The organism is Buttiauxella gaviniae (genome assembly GCF_040786275.1).
GTDB lineage: Bacteria > Pseudomonadota > Gammaproteobacteria > Enterobacterales > Enterobacteriaceae > Buttiauxella > Buttiauxella gaviniae_A.
Genome location: NZ_JBFMVT010000002.1, coordinates 1438037 through 1462246, shown reverse-complemented (window position 1 = coordinate 1462246; position 24210 = coordinate 1438037). Strand labels below are relative to the sequence as shown.

Below are 24210 nucleotides of genomic sequence, written 5' to 3'. Positions count from 1 at the left end.
TTTACTATGTAATGCCGCATCAGGTCAGGCAGGTCTATTTTCACCACACGGAGTTAACACAAGGATGCGATTAACGACGAAACTTTCTGCTTTTATGACGCTTCTGACCGGCCTCGCAATTTTTGTGACGCTCGTCGGCTGCTCATTAAGCTTCTTTAATGCTATGCATTATAAAGTGAATCAGCGTGTGGCGGCTGTTGCTACCATCATTGATAACGACCTGGTTTCAAGTTCCCCAGAAGAGCTTATCAATCGCCTCAACGAAGTGATGGTTCCCATTGATATCACCGAAGTCGATTTCAAAATAGGCGACAGCACGGTTTATCAACATCAACTGGCTCAAACCTATCGCATACTGGGAAATAGCTACAGTTTTCGCACCGTGACAATCGAACTGATGAAGCACCCCGGGATGTTTCTCAGCCTGACTTATCGCGATCCGGTATCGAATTACTACAACTCGCTTTTCACCACGATTCCCCTTTCTATCGCGGTCGGCATCATGCTTATCGTGCTGTTCTTTGCCATACGCTGGATGAAAAAGCAACTTGCCGGGCAAGAACTGCTGGAAAACCGCGCGCGACGCATTCTGAATGGAGAAAGAGGCGTTGATGTGCGAGGTTCGGTTCTGGAGTGGCCGCCGCAGGCCAGCAGCGCCCTTGATTTGCTGCTTTCAGATTTGCAAAACGCCAGCGATCAGCGCAGCAGAATGGATACCCTGATTCGTGCTTTCGCCGCGCAAGATGCAAAAACAGGCCTGAATAATCGACTTTTCTTTGATAACCAACTGGCCACCTTACTCGATGAGCAAGAGCAAGTTGGCGCGCACGGGGTAGTGATGATTATCCGGTTACCGGATTTTGAAACCCTGCATGAAACGTGGGGGCGCAATGCGGTCGAGGAATATTTATTTACCATTATTAATATGCTGTCGACATTTGTGATGCGTTATCCCGGCGCTTTACTGGCACGCTATTTCCGCAGCGATTTTGCCGTATTGTTACCGCACCGTACCTTAAAAGAAGCCGACAGCATCGCCAGCCAGTTACTCAATGCCGTGGATTCTCTGCCGCCGACGCGAATGTTGGACCGTAATGACATGATGCATATCGGTATTTGCGCGTGGCGTAGCGGGCAAACCAAAGAGCAGGTTATGGAAAACGCCGAAGTGGCGACCCGTAACGCAGCCCTGCAAGGGACAAACAATTGGTCTGTATATGACGATAGTTTGCCTGAAAAGGGGCGCGGTAATGTGAAATGGCGTACGCTCATTGAGCAAGTCCTGCAGCGCGGCGGCCCCCGTTTTTACCAGAAGCCGTCGGTGTTACGGAATGGTTATGTGCATCACCGTGAAATCATGTGTCGTATTTTTGACGGCGAGCAAGAAGTGCTCGCCGCTGAATACTTGCCGATGGTGAAACAGTTTGGTTTGTCAGAGCAATATGATCGACAAACCATTGCCCGTTTGTTGCCATTAGCAGGATTCTGGCCAGAAGAGACGTTAGCGATTCAAGTGTCGGTAGAATCTCTGATTCGGGCGCCGTTCCAGCGTTGGTTGCGTGATGCACTGATGCAATCCGAAAAATCACTTCGCAAGCGCATTCTTTTTGAACTTGCTGAGGCAGATGTTTGTCAACACATCAGCCGTTTACAGCCAGTGATTCGCCTGGTCAAAGCGTTGGGCGTTCGCATTGCGATTTCCCAGGCCGGTTTGACTGTCGTGAGCACCTCTTATATTAAAGAGTTGGATGTGGAATTAATAAAACTGCATCCAGGGCTTGTGCGCAACATTGAGAAACGAACCGAAAATCAGCTGTTTGTCCAGAGCCTGGTTGAGGCCTGTAACGGGACTCAGACGCAAGTTTTTGCGGTTGGTGTCAGGACGCGAAGTGAATGGCAGACACTGGTCGAGAAAGGCGTAGCGGGTGCTCAGGGGGATTTTTTTGCCGCCTCTCAACCGCTCGATAGCAACGTGAAAAAATATTCGCAAAGATATTCGGTTTAACCTGCCGTTTATAAATATTTCACGTAGAATAACGCGCGCTGCATCTCAAGGGGGCGAATACGCCTGCTGACCAGATTGTTGAAGCATGAAATGAACCCGGTTTGCTTCCTTACACTGTTCGTTTAATCTACAGCGTTTGTTTATTTCCTCTGCACCTCGAGGATAAACGTGCCGAAAGTGTAATGGTCGTAGTAAACTGCACAATTTTTCACCATTGCAGAACATTTTTGCGCCTTGTCGCTGCAATGAGTGGTTGGTAAAGTAAGCGGATTTTGTTTCCGCCCCAGCTTTCAGGATTATCCCTTAGTATGTTGAAAAAATTTCGTGGCATGTTTTCCAATGACCTGTCCATTGACCTGGGTACCGCGAATACCCTGATTTATGTAAAAGGACAAGGCATCGTACTGAATGAGCCATCCGTCGTGGCTATTCGCCAGGATCGTGCCGGTTCACCTAAAAGCGTTGCGGCCGTCGGCCATGATGCTAAACAGATGCTGGGTCGAACCCCTGGCAACATCGCAGCTATCCGTCCGATGAAAGATGGCGTTATCGCCGACTTCTTCGTGACCGAAAAAATGCTGCAGCACTTCATTAAGCAAGTGCATAGCAACAGCTTTATGCGTCCAAGCCCGCGTGTTCTGGTTTGTGTGCCAGTTGGCGCAACTCAGGTTGAACGTCGTGCAATTCGTGAATCTGCGCAAGGTGCAGGCGCTCGCGAAGTCTTCCTGATTGAAGAGCCAATGGCTGCGGCAATCGGTGCTGGCCTACCAGTTTCTGAAGCAACCGGTTCTATGGTTGTGGATATCGGCGGTGGTACTACCGAAGTTGCCGTTATCTCTCTGAACGGCGTGGTTTACTCTTCTTCCGTACGTATCGGTGGTGACCGCTTCGACGAAGCCATCATTAATTATGTGCGCCGTAACTACGGTTCATTGATTGGTGAAGCAACAGCTGAACGTATCAAACACGAAATCGGCTCTGCTTACCCTGGCGACGAAGTCCGTGAAATCGAAGTCCGTGGCCGTAACCTGGCTGAAGGTGTTCCGCGTGGCTTTACCCTGAACTCCAACGAAATCCTCGAAGCGCTGCAAGAGCCTTTAACGGGCATCGTGAGTGCCGTTATGGTTGCGCTGGAACAGTGCCCGCCAGAACTGGCTTCCGATATTTCTGAGCGTGGTATGGTTCTGACGGGCGGTGGCGCATTGCTGCGTAACCTTGACCGTCTGCTGATGGAAGAAACAGGCATTCCGGTAGTAGTTGCAGAAGATCCATTGACTTGCGTCGCCCGTGGCGGTGGTAAGGCACTGGAAATGATCGACATGCACGGCGGCGACTTGTTCAGCGAAGAGTAATCAGCCACACGTAAAAGGCAGTGAATATCACTGCCTTTTCCTTGCTGGCCCTGGAATACGCATAGCCTATGAAGCCAATTTTTAGCCGTGGCCCTTCGTTGCAGTTTCGCCTGATTCTGGCGGTGCTGGTGGCGATTGGTGTCATTATTGCCGATAGCCGTCTGGGTACGTTCAGTCAGATCCGAACGTATATGGATACTGCCGTCAGCCCTTTCTATTTTGTCTCAAATGGTCCCCGTGAATTGCTCGACAGCGTCTCGCAAACACTGGCATCACGCGACCAGCTAGAACTCGAAAATCGTGCTCTGCGTCAGGAACTGATCCTGAAAAACAGCGAACTACTGATGATGGGACAGTATCGTCAGGAAAACGCACGCCTGCGCGAGTTACTCGGTTCGCCATTGCGTCAGGACGAGCAAAAAATGGTGACCCAGGTGATCTCCACCGTTAACGACCCTTACAGTGACCAGGTGGTTATTGATAAAGGCAGCGTGAACGGGGTTTATGAAGGCCAGCCGGTCATCAGTGATAAAGGCGTCGTAGGCCAGGTTGTTGCCGTCGCGAAACTCACTAGCCGTGTTTTGCTGATTTGTGATGCGACCCATGCGCTGCCGATTCAGGTTCTGCGTAATGACATCCGTATTATTGCGGCGGGTAACGGCTGTACCGACGATTTGCAACTGGAACACTTGCCGGCTAATACCGATATTCGCGTAGGCGACGTATTAGTGACATCTGGTTTAGGCGGTCGCTTCCCGGAAGGCTACCCAGTAGGTGTGGTTTCTTCGGTGAAACTCGATACGCAACGCGCATACACAGTCATTCAGGCTCGCCCAACGGCTGGCTTGCAACGTCTGCGTTATTTGCTGTTGTTGTGGGGGGCCGATCGTGAAGGCAAAACCCCGATGCCGCCGGAAGAAGTTCATCGCGTAGCTAACGAACGTTTAATGCAAATGATGCCGCAGGTTTTACCGCCAGCTGATTCTGTGGGGCCACCGGCTCCCGCGCCAGTTCCTGCTCCAGCAACGGGAATGGCACAGTCGCCCGCAGCAACTTCTGCGGCACCTGCTACCCAGGGAGGGCAGTAGTGGGAAGTTATCGTAGCCAGGGCCGTTGGGTTATCTGGCTTTCTTTCCTCGTCGCTTTGCTGTTACAAGTCATGCCCTGGCCAGACGATTTAAAAGTTTATCGTCCGGACTGGGTGTTGCTTATCCTGCTGTACTGGATTCTGGCTTTGCCGCACCGCGTAAATGTCGGAACAGGTTTTGTGGTCGGTGCCATACTGGATCTGATCAGCGGCTCGACCCTTGGCGTACGGGCGTTATCCCTGAGCATCGTCGCTTATCTGGTGGCGTTAAAGTACCAGCTATTCCGTAATCTCGCGCTTTGGCAACAGGCCTTAGTGGTCATGCTGTTGTCACTGATGACAGATGTCATTGTTTTCTGGTCTGAATTTTTAGTTATCAATGTCTCTTTCCGCCCAGAAATTTTCTGGAGCAGCGTGGTCAATGGTGTACTCTGGCCATGGATATTTTTGTTGATGCGTAAAATTCGCCAACAATTTGCTGTGCAATAGGATTGAACATGACATCCTTATATCTGGCATCGGGTTCACCGCGTCGGCAGGAACTTCTGACTCAACTGGGCGTCTCTTTTGAGCGCATCATTACTGACGTGGAAGAGAAGCGTCTTAGCCATGAAAGCGCGCAACAATATGTTGTGCGCCTTGCGCGTGATAAAGCGCGGGCAGGCGTTGCACTTGCTGAACATGATTTACCGGTTTTAGGTGCAGATACTATTGTTATCTACAATGGCAATGTGTTGGAAAAACCTAAAGATGCACAACACGCAGCCCAAATGCTGCGGATGTTGTCCGGTAATCAGCACCAGGTGATGACGGCGGTGGCCGTTGCTGACCGGGAATCGTTGCTGGAATGCCTGGTAACGACAGAAGTGACATTCCGTGCATTATCAGAACAGGATATCGCCGGTTACGTGGCCAGCGGTGAGCCTATGGACAAAGCAGGTGCGTACGGTATTCAAGGGCTGGGTGGTTGTTTTGTCAGGAAGATTAATGGCAGCTACCATGCTGTAGTCGGTTTACCGCTCGTTGAAACCTATGAATTGCTGAGTAATTTTCACGCATTGCGTGATGGACGAGGAAAACATGACGGCTGAATTATTAGTCAACGTGACCCCATCGGAAACTCGGGTGGCTTACATTGACGGTGGGATACTGCAAGAGATTCATATTGAGCGTGAAGCACGTCGCGGGATCGTAGGGAATATCTACAAAGGTCGTGTTAGCCGGGTGCTTCCGGGAATGCAGGCGGCATTTGTAGATATTGGCCTTGAAAAGGCCGCGTTTCTTCACGCTTCTGACATCATGCCACACACCGAATGCGTGGCAGGTGAAGAGCAGAAAAACTTCACCGTGCGTGATATCTCTGAGCTGGTTCGTCAGGGGCAAGACCTCATGGTGCAAGTGGTTAAAGACCCGCTCGGCACTAAAGGCGCACGCCTCACCACGGACATCACGTTGCCATCCCGTTACCTGGTCTTTATGCCGGGAGCGTCACACGTAGGTGTTTCGCAGCGTATCGAAAGTGAAGCAGAGCGCGATCGTCTTAAAAAAGTCGTTAATGCCTATTGCGATGAGCAGGGCGGATTTATCATTCGCACCGCGGCGGAAGGGGTTTGCGAAGAAGATTTATCCGCAGATGCGGCTTACCTGAAACGCGTCTGGACGAAAGTTAGCGAGCGCAAAAAACGCAACAAAACGCGCTGCCAACTCTACGGTGAACTGGCGCTCGCGCAACGCGTGCTGCGTGATTTTGCCGATGCGGCTCTCGACAGAATTCGTGTCGACTCCCGTCTGACCTACGACATGCTGCTGGAATTTACTGCAGAATACATGCCGGAAATGCACAACAAAATCGAACACTACAGTGGGCGCCAACCTATTTTTGACCTCTTTGATGTCGAAAACGAAATTCAGCGCGCGCTGGAGCGAAAAGTTGAGCTGAAATCTGGCGGCTATCTGGTTATCGACCAAACTGAAGCGATGACGACCGTCGACATCAACACCGGTGCGTTTGTTGGCCACCGTAATCTTGATGACACCATTTTCAATACTAATATTGAAGCGACGCAGGCCATCGCTCGCCAGTTACGTTTACGTAATCTGGGCGGGATTATCATTATTGATTTTATCGATATGAATAATGAAGATCACCGCCGTCGCGTACTGCACTCTCTCGAACAGGCGCTGAGTAAAGATCGCGTGAAAACCAGCATTAACGGTTTTTCGCAGCTCGGTCTGGTTGAGATGACGCGCAAGCGTACGCGTGAAAGCGTTGAACATGTGCTTTGTAACGACTGTCCAACTTGCCATGGCCGCGGTACGGTGAAAACCGTTGAAACGGTCTGCTATGAAATCATGCGTGAAATTGTCCGCGTGCATCATGCTTACGATTCCGATCGCTTCCTGGTTTATGCCTCTCCAGCCGTGGGTGAAGCGCTGAAAAGCGAAGAGTCCCATTCCCTGGCGGAAGTGGAAATCTTTGTCGGCAAGCAAGTCAAGGTGCAGATTGAGCCGCTCTATAATCAGGAGCAGTTCGACGTCGTTATGATGTAACTCTCAGCGCGGAATGTGCAGAGTTGAGTTCCGCTCCGGCGGCAAACAAGGAGATATTCGTGAGGCGACTGCCCGGCATTCTGCTACTCACTGGCGCAACGTTGATCGTTATCGTCGCACTGCTGGTGAGTGGTTTGCGGCTGGTTTTGCCGCATCTCGATGCCTGGCGCCCGGCGTTGCTCGAAAAAATTGAAGCCATGACCGGTACGCCGGTGGATGCCAGCCAACTTGATGCCAGCTGGCAAAATTTCGGCCCGACGCTGGACGTACGCGACATTAAAGCGGGCCTGAAAGACGGCGGCGAATTGACGATAAAGCGGGTTACGCTGGCGCTCGATCTCTGGCAAAGTCTCTTGCATGCTCGCTGGCAATTCCGCGATCTCACCTTCTATCAGTTACAAATGCGCACCAATACTCCTCTGCGTCAAAACAGCGGAGACAGCCAGTTCGAAACGGGCAAAATTAGCGATCTCTTCTTACGCCAGTTCGATCATTTCGATCTGCGCGACAGCACACTGAGTTTCCTCACCCTTTCCGGCCAACGTGCTGAACTTGCGATCCCACAACTGACCTGGTTGAACACAGAAAACCGCCACCGCGCGGAGGGGCTCGTCAGTCTCTCAAGCTTTACCGGCCAACATGGCGTGGCGAAAGTGCGCATGGATCTGCGTGACGACAACGGTTTGCTTAATAACGGCAAGGTCTGGTTGCAGGCAGAAAATGTTGATGTGAAGCCGTGGCTTGGCCGCTGGATGAAAGACAATGTCGATTTGCAGACCGCGCAATTTACGCTTGAAGCCTGGATGGATATTAAAGCGGGCGACATTGCTGGCGGTAACATTTGGCTGAAGCAGGGCGGCGCGAGCTGGGCGGGGAAAAGCACGGCACATAAGCTATCCGTTGATAATTTAATGGCGCACGTCAATCGTTCGGATGAAGGCTGGAACCTGGCGATTCCCTCTACCAATATCACACTTGATGACAAAACCTGGCCGAAAGGTTCGCTGGCGCTGGCATGGATAGGCCCCCAGGATGTGGGTGGGAAAGAAAGCACCCGCAGCGATGAATTACGCGTTCGCGCAACCAATATGGAGCTGGAAAGCTTCGCTGGTTTGCTGCCGATTGCTGAGAAAATCTCGCCTGAATTAGGTGAGATTTGGACCACATTAAAACCGCGCGGGCACATAGACGTGCTGGCGCTGGATATCCCGCTTCAGCAGACAGAAAACACCCGTATGCAGGGGCGCTGGAAAGAGGTGAGCTGGAACCAATGGAAGATGTTGCCTGGCGTCGAGCATTTCTCGGGCTCAGTGACGGGAAGTGTCGGGCACGGTCAGCTTAACGCTCAGGTTACTGATGCAAAAATGCCATATGAAGGCGTTTTCCGCGCGCCGCTCGAAATTGAACATGGAAACGCAACGCTCGAATGGAAGAAAAACTCCGCAGGTTTCCAGCTTGACGGTAAAAATCTTGATGTCAAAGCGCTCTCAGTATGGGCAGCAGGTGACTTCCGTTATTACCAGCCAATGGGCGGCGATCCGTGGTTAGGTATTTTAGCCGGAATCAGTACCAGTAACGGGGCTGATGCCTGGCGCTACTTCCCTGAGAATCTGATGGGCAAAGAGCTGGTGGATTATCTCAGCGGTGCGATTCAGGGCGGGACAGCAGATAATGCAACGTTAGTTTACGGCGGCAATCCGCATCTTTTCCCTTATCTGCATAACGAAGGTCAGTTTGAAGTTTACGTCCCGCTGCGCAATGCAAAATTTGCCTTCCAGCCTGATTGGCCTGCTTTAGAAAACCTGGATATCAATCTGGATTTCATCAACGACGGTTTGTGGATGAAATCCGATGCGGTCAAACTCGGTGGTGTGACCGGGCGAAATCTCACGGCTATCATTCCGGATTACTCGAAAGAAAAGCTGCTGATTGATTCTGATATTAGCGGCCCTGGAAATGCGGTGGGCCCGTACTTCAAAGATACGCCTCTCAAAGATTCCCTCTCTGCGGCTCTTGATGAACTCCAGCTTGGGGGTGATGTGAATGCTCGCTTACATCTGGATATCCCGCTTGATGGCAAAATGACCACGGCTTCCGGTGACGTTCAGCTCAACAACAATACGTTGCTGATAAAACCGCTCTCCAGCACGCTTCATAATTTAACCGGGAAATTTAGCTTCACGAATGGTGATTTGAAAAGCGAGCCGTTAAGGGCGACTTGGTTTAATCAGCCTGTAGATATTGATTTCAATACCAAAACTGGCGAGAAAGATTACCAGGTTGGCGTTAATTTACAGGGCGACTGGCAGCCGACCAAAATGGGTGTGCTGCCCGCGCCGGTTAATAAAGAACTCAGTGGAAATATTCCCTGGAAAGGTGATGTTGCGATTACGCTTCCTTATCATGCAGAGGCGAATTACCAGGTTAACGTGGCGGCAGATCTAAAAAATGTGAGCAGTCACTTACCAGCACCAGTAGATAAAGCTGCGGGTCAGCCTATGCCATTGAAAGTAGCCGTAAAAGGCAATCTTAATAGTTTCACATTGACGGGTAACGCAGGGGCCACTAATCATTTCTCCAGCCGCTGGCTACTGAATAAAAAGCTGACGCTTGACCGAGCGATTTGGGCAACCAATAGCCATACCATCCCGCCATTACCGGACAACTCAGGTTTGGAACTCGACCTTCCGGCAATGGATGGTGCGCAATGGTTAGCGCTGTTTAGCCAGGGGGCGGCGGAAGGCGTTGGCAGTTCAACCTCATTCCCGACCGATATTACCTTACGCACGCCATCCCTGACGTTTGCTGGTCAGCAGTGGAACAACCTGAGCCTGGTTTCTCACACTATTCCGGGCGGTACGCGTGTAGAAGCTCAGGGACGTGAAGTGAATGCGGCGTTGACCATGCAGAATAACGCGCCGTGGCGGGCAGCCATTAAATATCTCTACTTCAATCCAAACTGGGGTAACAGCACGGCAAAATCGGGAAGCGCTTCTCCGCTGAGTGAAAACAGCTCAATTGACTTCCGTGACTGGCCTGATTTGCAACTGCGTTGCGCCGAGTGCTGGCTGTGGGGGCAAAAATACGGGCGCATTGAAGGGGACTTCACCGTTAAAGGCAGCACGCTGGAGCTGGAAAATGGTTTGGTCGATTCAGGATTTGCAAGGCTCACCGCCAATGGTCAGTGGGTCAATAGCCCGGCTGAGGAGCGCACTTCGCTAAAAGGCAAACTGAGCGGCGGTAAACTTGACGCAGCGACGAACTTCTTTGGCGTTAAAACTCCGATTCAGGGCTCCTCGTTTGATGTGGATTATGATTTGCACTGGCGTGATAAACCCTGGCAGCCTGATGCTGCCTCATTAAATGGCATTCTTCATAGCAAATTGGGTAAAGGCCAGATAGCTGATTTAGGTACCGGCCATGCCGGGCAGCTATTACGCCTGGTTAGCGTGGATGCCTTAATGCGCAAACTGCGTTTTGACTTCAGCGATACCTTCGGCAATGGCTTCTATTTCGACTCCATCCGCAGCACGGCGTGGATCAAAGAGGGTGTGTTACACACTGACGATACGCTGGTGGATGGCCTGGAGGCGGATATCGCTATGAAAGGTTCTGTCGATTTGGTTCGCCGTCGGCTGGATATGGAAGCGGTCGTCGCCCCTGAAATCTCGGCAACCGTGGGTGTCGCGGCTGCGTTTGCAGTTAACCCAATAGTGGGTGCCGCCGTGTTCGCTGCCAGTAAAGTATTAGGACCGGTATGGAGCAAAATCTCCGTGCTGCGTTACCACATCAGCGGTTCGGTCGATAAACCGCAAATTAATGAAGTGCTCCGTCAGCCAAGGGTGAAGGACGCTAAGTGATTTGACGTGCGGGGTTAATTGCCTCAAGCTCAATAGATCAACCAAATCGGTAAGTAATAAGAGTAGCGAAACGATGAGTCTGAACCTGGTAAGTGAGCAGTTGCTGTCTGCGAATGGCTTAACCCATCAAGATCTGTTTTCCATTTTGGGACAATTGTCCGAACGCCGACTCGATTATGGAGATCTCTATTTCCAGTCCAGTTATCACGAGTCCTGGGTGTTGGAAGACCGCATTATTAAAGATGGTTCTTACAACATCGATCAAGGTGTGGGCGTGCGTGCCGTAAGCGGTGAGAAAACCGGTTTTGCTTATGCCGACCAGGTCAGCCTGTTGGCGCTTGAGCAAAGTGCTCATGCAGCGCGAAGCATTGTGCAGGAAAAAGGAAATGGTCGCGTACAGACATTAGGTGCGGTGCAACATAGTGCGCTCTACACCAGCGCGGATCCTCTGCAAAGCATGACTCGCGAAGAGAAACTCGACATCCTGAAACGCGTCGACAGCGTGGCTCGTGCCGCCGATAAGCGTGTTCAGGAAGTGACCGCCAGCCTGACTGGTGTTTATGAATTGATTCTGGTCGCGGCAACAGACGGAACCCTGGCGGCAGATGTTCGCCCGTTAGTGCGTCTTTCCGTCAGCGTTCAGGTTGAAGAAGACGGCAAACGCGAACGCGGTTCCAGCGGCGGCGGCGGTCGTTTTGGCTATGAATATTTCCTTGAAACCGTTGAAGGCGAAGTTCGCGCTGATGCGTGGGCAAAAGAAGCCGTGCGTATGGCGCTGGTAACGCTTTCAGCCGTTGCCGCACCGGCAGGTATGTTCCCGGTAGTTCTGGGCGCAGGTTGGCCTGGCGTGCTACTGCATGAAGCGGTAGGCCATGGTCTGGAAGGTGATTTTAACCGTCGCGGCACTTCTGTATTCAGCGGGCAAATGGGCCAGCTCGTGGCCTCTGAACTGTGCACCGTGGTCGATGACGGCACCATGGCAAATCGCCGTGGTTCAGTGGCTATCGACGATGAAGGCGTACCGGGTCAATACAACGTATTGATCGAAAACGGTGTGCTGAAAGGCTACATGCAGGACAAACTCAATGCTCGCCTGATGGGCGTTGCGCCAACGGGGAATGGTCGCCGTGAATCTTACGCGCACCTGCCAATGCCACGAATGACCAACACTTATATGCTGGCGGGGAAATCTACGCCGCAAGAGATTATCGAATCCGTTGAGTACGGTATCTATGCCCCGAACTTTGGCGGCGGGCAGGTGGATATCACCTCCGGTAAGTTTGTCTTCTCAACCTCCGAAGCGTATCTCATCGAAAACGGCAAAGTGACTACACCGGTGAAAGGTGCCACGCTGATTGGTTCCGGCATCGAAACCATGCAGCAGATTTCGATGGTCGGTAACGATTTGGCGCTGGATAACGGCGTGGGCGTTTGCGGCAAAGAAGGGCAAAGTCTGCCTGTGGGTGTTGGCCAGCCAACGCTTAAAGTCGATAACCTGACGGTTGGCGGAACCGCGTAATAAATTTAACAGCCGGGTTAATCCCGGCTGTTTTCATCCCCACTTCCATTTCTTCCGCGCACGCCCTGATAAAGCTGCGACACCTTCACGAAATACTCGGTCAGATAGTTAATACAAACCTGCACTTTTAGCGGCAGCTTATCTTTTTCCGTATATAGCGCGTATACCGGGCGCGGATCGGATTGGTAGCCAGGAAGTAAGATCTCAAGCGTTCCATCATTGATCTCATCGATCACCCACATCAGCGGGACATAGGCGATCCCGGCCCCCATTTTTAACCAGCGGCTAAGCGTCATGGGATCGTTGGTGACAAACCGCCCTTGCGGAAGCATGCGCGTGGTGAGGCCTTCCGGGGCGATCAACTCAAATTCATTGTGTGGACGGATGCTATATTCCAGCCAGGAATGGTTGGCAAGATCGGCCGGTTTTTCTGGCGTGCCATTTTGCTGTAAATAGCTTTTCGCGGCGCAAATTACCATCGGCATCGATCCGAGGCGTGTCGAGAACAGACTCGAGTCCTGCAAAGCCCCCACGCGAATGACGATATCCAGCCCATCTGCAATTAAATCGGGTGCAGGAATGCCTGTCACCAGGTTCACGGTCAGCTCAGGGTACTCTTTCAGCATCTCGGCCGTCATGGACGCGAGGACATTCTGTGCCATAGTTGAAGAACTGCCGATACGCAGTGTACCGATCGGGGTGTTGTTAAAAGCGTAAAGTTGCTCGTGGACTTCTTGTGCTTCATGCAACATTTTGCGGCAGCCGAGATAGTAAATTTTACCGGCTTCGGTGAGCCCAATGCTGCGAGTACTGCGGTTTAGCAGCTTCACCTGTAACTCATCTTCGAGTTTGGATACCGTTTGACTGATGGACGATACGCTCATTTCTAGCTGCCTTGCGGCGGCGGTAAATGAACCCAGCTCGACCACTTTGGCAAACACTGACATACGTTTAAGTCTTTCCATTGTTCACTCTGAGTTAAAAGTGATTTAGATCACACATTATAGATAACTGGCTAACAATTACGTTAAAATACTATTAACAACACGACACCTATCGCGCGTTAGCTCAGTGTTCCTGGCTGTTCCAGGAGTTGCGTCTTCTGTATTTTCTGCAAGGTTAACATGAGTCTATTTCCCGTTATCGTGATATTCGGCCTTTCTTTTCCGCCGATATTCTTCGAGCTAATTCTTTCGCTGGCACTATTCTGGATAGTTCGCCGTCTGCTGACCCCGACGGGAATTTACGATTTTGTCTGGCACCCGGCATTATTTAACACAGCGCTCTATTGCTGCCTGTTTTATCTGATCTCGCGTCTTTTTGTTTGAGGTTGATGTGAAAGCACTTACAAGAAAAATGACCCGCACTGCCATCACACTCATTTTGGTGTTGTTGGCTTTTATCGCCATCTTCCGCGCCTGGGTTTTTTATACCGAATCCCCGTGGACGCGAGATGCGCGTTTTACCGCTGAAGTTGTGGCGATTGCGCCGGATGTCTCGGGTTTGATTACCGATGTGAAGGTACATGACAACCAACTGGTGAAAAAAGATCAGATTCTGTTCACCATCGATCAGCCTCGTTATCAAAAAGCGCTGGAAGAAGCTCAGGCCGACGTTGCCTATTACCAGGCGTTGGCCGGAGAAAAACGCCGTGAAGCGGGGCGTCGAAATTCGTTGGGAATTCAGGCGATGTCGCGTGAAGAAATTGAACAATCCAACAACGTGTTACAGACCGTTTTACACCAACTGGCAAAAGCCGAAGCGACCCGTGATTTAGCTCAACTGGACTTACAGCGTACCGTTATTCGTGCGCCAGCAGAAGGTTGGGTAACCAACCTTAACGTTTACACCGGCGAGTTTATTACGCGTGGTTCAACAGGCGTTGCCCTGGTAAAAAGCGGTACTTTCTACATTCTGGCCTATATGGAAGAGACCAAGCTTGAAGGTATTCGCCCTGGCTATCGGGTACAGATAACGCCGCTGGGTAGCAATCGCATATTACATGGAACGGTAGATAGCGTATCTGCCGGGGTGACGAATGCCAGCAGCACGATCGATACCAAAGGTATGGCGACAGTGGACTCCAATCTGGAATGGGTACGTCTGGCGCAGCGCGTGCCGGTACGCATTCATCTTGATGAGCAGCAGGGTAATTTATACCCCGCAGGCACCACGGCTACGGTAGTAGTAACCGGTGAGAAAGACAGAAATACGGACCATGAATCGGTCTTTATTAAGTTAATGCATCGTCTGCGCGAATTCGGCTAAGCGTAGGACAATATGTATTTTATCTCGCGATTACATTTACGCTTTGCCTTCAAACTGGCTTTCGCCATTGTGTTGGCTTTGTTTGTTGGCTTCCATTTTCAGCTCGAAACGCCACGCTGGGCCGTTCTGACGGCGGCGATTGTGGCGGCAGGCCCGGCATTTGCGGCCGGTGGCGAACCCTATTCTGGAGCGATTCGCTATCGCGGTATGCTGCGTATCGTGGGAACGTTTATCGGCTGTTTCGCTGCATTGTTTATCATCACCTCTATGATTCGTGCTCCGGTCGTGATGCTGCTGGTGTGCTGTATCTGGGCGGGATTCTGTACGTGGATCTCCTCGCTGGTTAAAGTTGAAAACTCCTATGCCTGGGGCCTTTCGGGTTATACAGCATTAATTATTGTTATCACGATTCAGGCTAATCCTCTCACCGCTCCGCAGTTTGCCGTCGAGCGTTGCAGTGAGATTGTGATTGGGATTGTTTGCGCGATCCTTGCCGACTTAATTTTTTCACCTCGATCCATTAAACAAGAAATCGACCGAGAGCTGGATAATTTGCTGGTGGATCAATACCGGCTGATGCAGCTATGTATTGCCCATGGCGATAAAACAGAAGTTGATAAAGCCTGGAGCGGCCTGGTGCGCCGCACGACTGCTCTGGAAGGCATGCGCGCAAACCTCAATATTGAATCGGCGCGCTGGAGCCGTGCTAACCGTCGCTTAAAGGCAATCAATACGCTTTCGCTGACGCTCATCACCCAGGCTTGTGAAACGTTTCTGATTCAAAACACGCGCCCGGAATACATGACGCCGGAGTTCCGCATGCTGTTTGAGACACCTGTGGAAACGGCTGCTGATGTACATAAGCAGATGAAAATTGTCCGCAGCGTGATTTCCCATGCCGGTGATAAAAATACGCCTGCGACCATCCGTACTTGGGTTGGCGCGCTCACCCGCTACCTTCTGCTAAAACGCGGCGTCATCTGCAATACCCGTATCAGTTCCATTGAAGAAGAGGTTTTAACTCAGGAAGTGGTGATCAAAGTGCAATCGGCAGAGGGTCATCACGCGATGATAAACTTCTGGCGCACCACCATTTCATGCGTGCTCGGCTGCCTGTTTTGGTTATGGACGGGCTGGACTTCAGGCAGCGGTGCGATGGTTATGATTGCCGTGGTCACCTCGCTGGCGATGCGTCTGCCTAATCCGCGCATGGTTTCGCTCGATTTTTTATACGGTATGTTAGTGGCCCTTCCGCTGGGCGCGTTCTACTTTTTAGTCGTTATTCCGTCGACGCAGCAAAGCCTGTTGTTGCTGTGCATAAGCCTTGCTTTACTCGGATTCTTTATTGGGATTGAAGTACAGAAACGGCGCCTGGGATCGATGGGGGCGCTTGCGGGAACCATCAACGTTATCGTGCTTGATAACCCAATGACATTCCATTTCAGCTCTTTCCTTGATAGCGCACTGGGCCAGATCGTAGGCTGTTTCCTGGCCATGATGGTGATATTGCTTATCCGTGATAACTCCAAAGAGCGCACCGGACGCAACTTGTTGAATCAATTTGTTTCTGCTGCGGTCTCTGCGCTGACGACCAATAACAACCGTCGTAAAGAGAACCACCTTCCGGCGTTGTATCAGCAGCTTTTCTTATTGCTGAATACGTTTCCTGGGGATATTGACCGTTATCGCCTGGCGTTGACGTTGATTATCGCCCATCAGCGGTTACGCGATGCGCCGATACCGGTGAATGACGATCTTTCTGCGTTTCATCGGCAACTGCGCAATACGGCAGATAAAATGACGTCAGCCAGCAGCGACGATAAAAAACGCCGTTACTTTAATCAGTTACTGGAAGAACTCGATATTTACCAGGAAAAGCTGCGTATCTGGGATGCGCCGTTACAGGTCACCGAGCCGGTGAAACGACTGGCGACGGTGCTGCATAAATACCAGCACGCCCTAATAGATGCTTAACCCGAGCCGACGCCATGCGTCGGCTTTTTTGTATCTATACTTACTGATGCGCAATTCATAACAGGAGAAAATTATGACAAATCAGGCACTCCAGGACAGTGAATTATTTAGCACCGGTTATCTGGTCAATGGCGAATGGCGGAAACTCAACGAAACCTTCGATGTGCTTAATCCCGCCACTGGTGACGTCATCGCTAAAGTCGCAAAAGCGGGCAAAAAGGAAACCCAAGAAGCTATCGCCGCCGCGGCCAGAGCTTTTCCTGCATGGCGTGCAAAAACCGCCAAAGAACGCTCCACCATTCTCTATCGCTGGTACCAACTGATTATTGAAAACAAAAGCTGGTTAGGGCGCTTAATGACCACCGAGCAAGGCAAGCCGTTAAAAGAGGCGGAAGGTGAAGTCGAATATGCCGCAAGTTTTATCCAGTGGTTTGCCGAACAGGCGAAACGGGCGAATGGTGAAATTATTCCTCCCGCGAAACCTGGCTCACGCATTCTTGCCACCCGAGAACCCATCGGTGTGGTAGCGGCGATTACGCCGTGGAATTTCCCGATGGCGATGCTGACGCGCAAACTCGGCCCCGCACTGGCTGCGGGCTGTACCGGTGTTATCAAACCAGCCAATAACACACCTTTATCCGCCTTTGCTTTGCTTGCCCTGGCTAAAAAAGCAGGTGTGCCGGACGGCGTTCTGAATGCCGTTGCGGGGAATACGCAAGAAATCAGCGACGCCATTATGGCGAGCCATGAGGTGCGTAAAATTTCCTTCACCGGGTCTACCGCAGTGGGCAAAACATTAATGCGCAATGCGGCCGAAACCATGAAAAAGGTTTCGATGGAGCTTGGCGGTAACGCGCCTTATATCGTATTTGATGATGCCGACATCGACGAAGCGGTGAAAGGGGCTATTGCCAATAAATTCCGCAACGCAGGCCAAGTGTGTGTCAGCGTTAATCGCTTCTTCATTCAGGAGAAGGTTTACGATCAATTCGTTAATAAATTAGCCGATGCAGTGAAAGCGCTGAAAGTGGGTAATGGTCTGGATGAGGGCGTTGTCGTTGGGCCACTCATTGAAAAATCTGCGGTCGATAAAGTCCGTGAGCACGTTGAAGATGCCCTGTCGAAGGGCGGAAAAGCGCTGGTGGGCGGTAAGAGCCATGCTTTGGGCGGCAACTTTTGGGAACCGACCGTCATCGTTGATGCTCACGATGATATGAAACTGGCGCAGGAAGAGACTTTTGGCCCATTAGCCGCCTGCTTTAGTTTCAAAACCGAAGAAGAGGTGATTGAGCGTGCGAATAATACGCCGTTTGGTTTGGCGGCTTACTTCTATACTCAGAATTTATCGCGCGTATTCCGGGTTTCGCAGGCGCTTGAGAGCGGGATGATTGGGATTAACGAATGTGCTGTATCGACCGAACTGGGGCCGTTTGGTGGCGTTAAAGAATCCGGCCTGGGTCGAGAAGGTTCCGTATTAGGGCTGGACGAGTTTCTGGAAGTCAAAACCTTGCATATCGGTGGGCTGTAGAAATTCAGAAGGTACGACTCGTTCTGGTTAAGGTGGCAAGTAATGAAGAAATACACCTTTGATTTTAGTCAGATAGAAGATCAGCCGGGATTCTATCGTCACTTTATCCAGGCTTTTCAACTTGAGAAAAAACAGGTTCACGATCTCGATAGTTTATGGGATGTGGTTGTCGGGGGCGTTTTACCGCTCCCGGCAGAGATTGAGTTTGTTCATCTGCCAGAGATGCAGCGGCGGCGCTATGGGGCTTTGATTTTGCTGTTTGATGAAGCAGAAGAGGAGCTTGAAGGCCAACTACGGTTTAACGTGCGCGGCTAAAATTACTGTTTTGAAGGCATAAAAAAGCCCCCGCAAGCGGGGGCAAAGTCGTCGGACATGACGACGAGGGTTTATTTATACAGCTCAGCGGTGGCGTGCCATGCATCGCCGTCACGTGCTTCGGTAATACGATAAGCTGAAGCACCTTCTTCTGTCGCTTTCTGTGATAATTCATGACGCATATCCATTGGCGAGCTACCCACCTGACTTACAGAAATGCTGCCCATAGATTGCATATTTTGTGCCTGCTCGCTGGTTACCTGATGTGCGGCTGCGTTAGCGCCGAAAGAGATAACGGAAAAAAGGCTCAGTGCTGCGAGGGATAATTTAGTTTTCATGATGTCTACTCCTGAAATATTTTTTCAACGACCGGAAGGGCTTAACTGCATTTATTGTTCTTGGGGTCGTCGTTTTAGTTAATCGGTCTATCTTTGTTTCTTATGTCTGCCTGACTGTTATTTATACAGCTCAGCAGTAGCATGCCATTGGTCGCCGGAACGTGCTTCGGTGATGCGGTAAGAAGAAGCGCCTTTCTCTTCGGCTTTTTCATTCAGCATCTGATGCATATCCATTGGCGCGCTGCCCACCTGGCTTACAGAAATTGAGCCGATTGGCTGCAGGCCCTGAGCCTGTTCTGCGTTGATTGAAGTGGCTGCGAAAGCGCCAAATGACAGCATTGAAAGCAGGCTTGCGGCTACTACGGTTGATTTCATGTTCATAATTTTTACCTCGTCGTATTCTTTTATTGGGGTCTTCGTTTCGTGACCCTCATCACAAAATCAAGTATACACTAATAACGGCAAAAATTAATACCACGCTAATTATTCTCTATGAAACTTTACAATAATAGAGGCTTTGTTTATTTCGTAAAGTTATTAAAAATGATCTTTTATTGCTGTTTTAATGTTAAATATAAGTAAAAACAATGAGATGGCTGGCTTTGACTTTTTGTGCGGTGCATCACATAACTAGCTGAAGAACGAACGTTTACGCACAGAAGAAGCGCTGAAGTGGAATTTAGGGCAGGAGTAAAAGATAGAAGAAGGGGTATCGGAAATGTTATTCCCGCCGCCTAAACAGCGGGAACAGGAGTACTAGTGCTTAAAGCTCTTGCTCGAACAACACCAGGATAGCTTCATATAACTCTTTAACGGTGAAGTCTTTTGCAGGCGTAGTAAAGATAGTGTCATCCCCGGCAATGGTGCCAAGAATACCTTCTGCTTTACCTAAAGAATCCAGCAGGCGAGCAATTAACTGCGCCGCACCCGGGCTGGTATGGATAACGACGACCGCATCGTTGTAATCAATATCCAGCACCAGATTTTTCAGCGGGCTGGATGTTGTTGGCACGCCAAGCTCTGCGGGCAAACAGTACACCATCTCCATTTTGGCATTGCGCGTACGCACCGCACCAAATTTGGTCAGCATACGAGAAACTTTGGATTGGTTAATGTTTTCAAAACCATCATTTTGCAATGCGTGGACAATCTCGCCTTGTGAGCTGAATTTCTCTTCTTTCAATAATGCTTTGAATGCTTTAACTAATTCTTCTTGTTTTGAGGAAATACGCATAGGTCACCTATATACAGACCAACGAAGATAACATTACTATGCATTTAAATGAATTTTTATGCAATATGCCCAGATCCTTTGAGCCAAAGGTGTTAGCTGCTAAAGGGCATAATTAACAGGGTATAAGCCTGAAATAATGTTATGAAAGAGGCGGATTTTATCAAATTTTGTTATCGAGAAACATGCCTTCGTCACGACTCGAAAATAAGTTGGCAAGTAAATTAAATGTTATCAAAATGATGTTGTTTTGCTGCGATGGGAGGGGTAATGTAACCGCCGTTGATGTGACAACATCAGGTTGTGACCGGGCGCTAAGGCGTCATTTCCACCCGGCGAGTAAATGCAGCAGTAACGTTTCAGGCTTGCGTAACGTCGCAAACCTCAAGCGGGAATATTGTAATTACCCCTTCTCTGGATTATGGTCGCCACCGCATGGAGTTACGGCACCTATTTGCTAACCATAATAAGGAGTTTAGGATGAAAGTTGCAGTCCTCGGCGCAGCAGGCGGAATCGGCCAGGCGCTTGCCCTTCTACTCAAGACCCAACTGCCTTCAGGTTCAGAACTCTCACTGTATGACATTGCACCTGTCACCCCTGGTGTTGCGGTCGATCTAAGTCATATCCCGACCGATGTGAAAATTAAAGGTTTCTGCGGTGAAGACGCGACTCCAGCCCTAGTTGGTGCGGACGTGGTGCTGATCTCTGCGGGTGTAGCACGTAAGCCAGGTATGGACCGTTCTGACCTGTTTAACGTCAACGCGGGTATCGTGAAAAATCTGGTTCAACAGATTGCTAAAACTTGCCCGAAAGCATGTATCGGTATTATCACAAACCCAGTGAATACCACCGTAGCCATTGCTGCTGAAGTGCTGAAAAAAGCGGGTGTGTACGATAAGAACAAACTGTTTGGCGTGACTACGCTGGACATCATCCGCTCCAACACTTTTGTTGCGGAACTGAAAGGCAAACAGCCGACTGATATCGAAGTCCCTGTGATTGGCGGCCACTCTGGCGTGACCATTCTGCCGCTGCTGTCCCAGATTCCTGGCGTGAGCTTCACAGAACAAGAAGTTGCCGATTTGACTAAGCGTATCCAGAATGCGGGTACCGAAGTGGTTGAAGCAAAAGCCGGTGGCGGGTCTGCAACGCTGTCCATGGGTCAGGCTGCTGCACGCTTTGGTCTGTCTCTGGTGCGTGCGCTGCAAGGCGAAAGCAACGTGGTGGAATGTGCCTACGTTGAAGGTAACGGCGAGCACGCTCGTTTCTTCTCTCAGCCGCTGCTGCTGGGCAAAAACGGTATCGCAGAGCATAAATCTTACGGCAAACTGAGTGCGTTCGAGCACCAGGCGCTGGAAGGCATGCTGGATACCCTAAAGAAAGACATTACCCTTGGCGAAGAGTTTGTTAACAAATAAACCCTGCGCGTAAGAGATAAAAAAACCGGAATGAATATTCCGGTTTTTTTTCGCCTACAATTTACGATGGTTAGTTCGTTGCGGGATATTCCTGAATGGTGACTTGCAGCGTCAGCTTCTTATCATCACGCATGACTTCCACTGGAATGACGGAGCCCGGACGAATTTCTGCAACCTGATCCATCGTTTCCAGCGCTGAAATTGCCGTTTTATGATTCACCGAGATAATCACGTCATTCACCAGAAGACCTGCTTTGGCTGCCGGGCCATCCGGAGAAACTTCGTTAACGATGATCCCCTGAATCTGATCAATCCCGGTTGCCGGGCCATGTAATGGTGTGATTTCCCGCCCGCCAATACCGATATAACCGCGGATTACGCGGCCATCACGAATGAGCTTATCCATAATCTTTGTGGAGAGCTGGGTAGGGATCGCAAATCCGATACCTTCCGGTGTTTCGCCGTCGTTGCTCTTATCAAACGACAACGTATTGATGCCCATTAGCTCGCCCAGCGAGTTAACCAGCGCCCCACCAGAGTTACCGTGGTTAATGGAGGCGTCCGTTTGCAGGAATGACTGGCGGCCAGATGGGCTCAGGCCGATACGGCCCGTGGCGCTGATAATCCCTTGAGTGATGGTCTGCCCAAGGTTATATGGGTTACCGATAGCCATCACTACGTCACCAATATGCGGGACGCGTTTATTATTGATAGGGATTACCGGTAGATTAGTTGCGTTAATTTTCAGAACGGCTAAATCGGTCAGGCTGTCAGAGCCGACCAGTAACGCTTCAAAAACACGGCCATCCTGAAGGGCAACGATGATCTGCTCGGCATCGTTAATCACGTGTTTGTTGGTAATAATGTAGCCGCGTTCGTCCATGATGACGCCGGAGCCAAGCGTTTTAATTTCTAACTGATTTTGTGAGTTGTTACCTACACTACGGTTGTAAACGTTAACTACAGCAGGCGCAGCGCGACGCACCGCAGAGTTATAGCTCAGCGGAGTTTCATCGGCACTGTCAAACTTTGAGGGGGCTAAAGGAACGATTTTCTGGCGAAGCGTTGGTAGTGCTACCAATAGCAATCCTGCCACAATCAGACCAATCACCACCGAGCGTAATATCTTCAGAAACATGGATTTGAGTTAGTCATTGATAAACCGAATGCAGGATAGCATGAGTTAATCGGACATCGTAGACAGATGTCCGATTACTGAGCAGATTAGCGTACTAACAGATAGATACTTTCTTCGCCACGCACTATATGCAAGGCAATGACGTCCGGTTTGCTTTCCAGCACTTTACGCATTTCGGCAATACTCGAGACGCGCTCGCGGTTTACGCCAATAATCACATCATCTTTATGCAAACCGGCTTGTGCGGCGGGCGTGCCTTTTTCAACGGTATCAAGTTTGATGCCTTTGGTGCCATCTTTTAACTGACTATCGCTTAGCGTTGCCCCTTGCAGGGCTGGCATGATCAATTCTGCATTAGCCGATGAGGCGGTGCTTTTATCCAGCGTGACGCTCACTTCTAACGGTTTACCGTCGCGCAGGAGGCCCAATTTTACGACTGTGCCCGGTTCTGTTGTCGCGATTTTAGCGCGTAGCTCCGCAAAGCTGCTGATGGTTTTCCCATTCAGGCTGGTGATGACATCCCCGGCTTTTACGCCTGCTTTAGCCGAACCAGACTGCGGCAGAACTTCACTGACAAATGCGCCGCGTTGAGTCGTGAGATTAAATGCTTTGGCAATATCGGCGCTCATTTCGGTGCCTTTAATGCCGAGTAAGCCGCGTTTGATTTCACCAAATTCCATCAACTGCTTCGCCAGGGTTTGCGCCATATTACTTGGAATAGCAAACCCGATACCGACGCTGCCGCCGCTTGGCGCAAGAATGGCCGTATTAATACCGATCAGCTCACCGTTCAGGTTCAGCAGTGCGCCACCGGAGTTGCCACGGTTAATCGACGCATCGGTCTGAATAAAGTTTTCCAGACCTTCAAGGTTTAACCCACTGCGTCCTAATGCCGATACGATGCCTGATGTTGCCGTTTGCCCAAGGCCAAAGGGGTTACCGACGGCAACCGCAAAATCGCCAACGCGCAGTTTGTCGGAATCCGCTACGGCGATCTGCGTCAGCCCGCTCGCTTTCTGGATTTGAATCAGCGCGATGTCACTTTGGTCATCGCCGCCGATTAATTTAGCCTCAAATTCACGCCCGTCATTAAGTAGCACGCTGATTTTCTCGGCATGATTAATGACGTGATTGTTGGTCAGCACATAGCCTTTTTCAGCATTAATAATGACGCCGGAACCTAACCCCTCAAAAGGCTGAGCTTCAGAAGGCGGCATGTCATCGCCAAAGAATTTTTTAAACTCTTCGGGGATTTTCTGGCTGGGTGCCGCCGCTGTTCCTTCTACCTGCACGCTGACCACCGCAGGTAAAACTTTTTCCAGCATTGGAGCAAGGCTTGGCAAGGCTGCCTGTCCCGGAACTTGCGCGGGTAATGCCGCATTTACCTGTGATGCGACCCCGAACGTGAGTCCGACACTTACCGCTAACGCACTCAATAACAGTGTTTTTTTCTTCATTGATGGTTTGCTCTCGTGACCTGGAAAAAGGAAAACCCGTCTACCCATTATCCTGTAAGCTACAGGGTATAACATTCAGATGTTATTGAAATATCAGCCGGGTAACAATGTTGTTATAGAGTGAGGTGATATAAGTAAATGATAGCTGTGCTGGAGAGAGTTTTGGGGC

Annotated in this window: 20 protein-coding genes; 14 read left to right on the top strand and 6 right to left on the bottom strand. The window is 50.5% G+C overall.

The features are described from left to right. Positions 1-64 precede the first annotated feature (64 nt). From csrD to tldD, 8 genes are all read left to right on the top strand, one after another. The gene (gene csrD / locus AB1E22_RS07325; protein WP_367594752.1) at positions 65-2005 is read left to right on the top strand and encodes an RNase E specificity factor CsrD; all 1941 of its coding nucleotides are present in this window, start codon (positions 65-67) and stop codon (positions 2003-2005) included. Positions 2006-2313: 308 nt separating this feature from the next. Then, on the top strand, positions 2314-3357 hold the full coding sequence (gene mreB / locus AB1E22_RS07320) for a rod shape-determining protein MreB (RefSeq protein ID WP_000913396.1): 1044 nt from the start codon (positions 2314-2316) through the stop codon (positions 3355-3357). Between the two features lie 68 nt (positions 3358-3425). Beyond that, entirely contained in the window at positions 3426-4445 is a 1020-nt protein-coding gene (mreC, locus tag AB1E22_RS07315) for a rod shape-determining protein MreC (protein ID WP_367594751.1), read from the top strand. Then, on the top strand, positions 4445-4933 hold the full coding sequence (gene mreD / locus AB1E22_RS07310) for a rod shape-determining protein MreD (RefSeq protein WP_064561047.1): 489 nt from the start codon (positions 4445-4447) through the stop codon (positions 4931-4933). Before mreC ends, mreD begins: the two co-directional genes overlap by 1 nt. A gap of 8 nt (positions 4934-4941) precedes the next feature. Then, positions 4942-5535, top strand: coding sequence for a Maf family protein (locus tag AB1E22_RS07305; protein ID WP_367594750.1), 594 nt, complete (start codon positions 4942-4944; stop codon positions 5533-5535). Next, positions 5525-6994: a ribonuclease G gene (gene rng / locus AB1E22_RS07300; RefSeq protein ID WP_367594749.1), complete on the top strand. Its 1470-nt coding sequence runs from the start codon at positions 5525-5527 to the stop codon at positions 6992-6994. Before AB1E22_RS07305 ends, rng begins: the two co-directional genes overlap by 11 nt. Before the next feature lie 59 nt (positions 6995-7053). Then, positions 7054-10854 carry an AsmA2 domain-containing protein YhdP gene (gene yhdP, locus AB1E22_RS07295; RefSeq protein WP_367594748.1) on the top strand — a complete coding sequence of 1267 codons (3801 nt, stop codon included), beginning with the start codon at positions 7054-7056 and terminating at the stop codon, positions 10852-10854. Between the two features lie 73 nt (positions 10855-10927). Then, positions 10928-12373, top strand: coding sequence for a metalloprotease TldD (gene tldD / locus AB1E22_RS07290; protein ID WP_367594747.1), 1446 nt, complete (start codon positions 10928-10930; stop codon positions 12371-12373). A gap of 17 nt (positions 12374-12390) precedes the next feature. On the opposite strand, the gene aaeR is transcribed toward tldD, so the two are convergent. Further along, positions 12391-13338 carry an HTH-type transcriptional activator AaeR gene (gene aaeR, locus AB1E22_RS07285; protein WP_367594746.1) on the bottom strand — a complete coding sequence of 316 codons (948 nt, stop codon included), beginning with the start codon at positions 13336-13338 and terminating at the stop codon, positions 12391-12393. Between the two features lie 159 nt (positions 13339-13497). Here aaeR and aaeX point away from each other — a divergent pair, with 159 nt between their 5' ends. From aaeX to AB1E22_RS07260, 5 genes are all read left to right on the top strand, one after another. Continuing rightward, positions 13498-13701: a p-hydroxybenzoic acid efflux pump operon protein AaeX gene (aaeX, locus tag AB1E22_RS07280; RefSeq protein WP_367594745.1), complete on the top strand. Its 204-nt coding sequence runs from the start codon at positions 13498-13500 to the stop codon at positions 13699-13701. A gap of 7 nt (positions 13702-13708) precedes the next feature. Next, the gene (gene aaeA / locus AB1E22_RS07275) at positions 13709-14641 is read left to right on the top strand and encodes a p-hydroxybenzoic acid efflux pump subunit AaeA (protein WP_367594744.1); all 933 of its coding nucleotides are present in this window, start codon (positions 13709-13711) and stop codon (positions 14639-14641) included. 12 nt (positions 14642-14653) lie between these two features. Then, positions 14654-16615 (top strand): p-hydroxybenzoic acid efflux pump subunit AaeB, encoded by a 1962-nt coding sequence (aaeB, locus tag AB1E22_RS07270; protein WP_367594743.1) that lies wholly within the window; start codon positions 14654-14656, stop codon positions 16613-16615. Between the two features lie 73 nt (positions 16616-16688). Next, positions 16689-18143, top strand: a complete 1455-nt coding sequence (locus AB1E22_RS07265) for an NAD-dependent succinate-semialdehyde dehydrogenase (RefSeq protein WP_367594742.1) — start codon at positions 16689-16691, stop codon at positions 18141-18143. 42 nt (positions 18144-18185) lie between these two features. Next, positions 18186-18458 carry a barstar family protein gene (locus AB1E22_RS07260; RefSeq protein WP_367594741.1) on the top strand — a complete coding sequence of 91 codons (273 nt, stop codon included), beginning with the start codon at positions 18186-18188 and terminating at the stop codon, positions 18456-18458. Between the two features lie 71 nt (positions 18459-18529). Here the strand turns inward: AB1E22_RS07260 and yhcN (AB1E22_RS07255) are convergent, their stop codons facing one another. The 3 genes from yhcN (AB1E22_RS07255) to argR form a co-directional block, all read right to left on the bottom strand. Continuing rightward, the gene (yhcN, locus tag AB1E22_RS07255) at positions 18530-18796 is read right to left on the bottom strand and encodes a peroxide/acid stress response protein YhcN (protein ID WP_367594740.1); all 267 of its coding nucleotides are present in this window, start codon (positions 18794-18796) and stop codon (positions 18530-18532) included. Positions 18797-18913: 117 nt separating this feature from the next. Further along, on the bottom strand, positions 18914-19177 hold the full coding sequence (yhcN, locus tag AB1E22_RS07250) for a peroxide/acid stress response protein YhcN (RefSeq protein ID WP_367594739.1): 264 nt from the start codon (positions 19175-19177) through the stop codon (positions 18914-18916). A 382-nt stretch (positions 19178-19559) separates the two neighbouring features. Then, positions 19560-20030, bottom strand: coding sequence for a transcriptional regulator ArgR (gene argR / locus AB1E22_RS07245; protein WP_183270831.1), 471 nt, complete (start codon positions 20028-20030; stop codon positions 19560-19562). A 477-nt stretch (positions 20031-20507) separates the two neighbouring features. Here argR and mdh point away from each other — a divergent pair, with 477 nt between their 5' ends. After that, a complete protein-coding gene (gene mdh, locus AB1E22_RS07240; RefSeq protein ID WP_064543062.1) occupies positions 20508-21446 on the top strand; it encodes a malate dehydrogenase in 939 nt (312 codons plus the stop codon). Positions 21447-21516: 70 nt separating this feature from the next. Here the strand turns inward: mdh and degS are convergent, their stop codons facing one another. Together degS and degQ are read right to left on the bottom strand one after the other, a co-directional pair. Continuing rightward, positions 21517-22584, bottom strand: coding sequence for an outer membrane-stress sensor serine endopeptidase DegS (gene degS, locus AB1E22_RS07235; RefSeq protein ID WP_367594738.1), 1068 nt, complete (start codon positions 22582-22584; stop codon positions 21517-21519). 86 nt (positions 22585-22670) lie between these two features. Continuing rightward, entirely contained in the window at positions 22671-24041 is a 1371-nt protein-coding gene (degQ, locus tag AB1E22_RS07230; RefSeq protein WP_367594737.1) for a serine endoprotease DegQ, read from the bottom strand. Between the last annotated feature and the right edge of the window lie 169 nt (positions 24042-24210).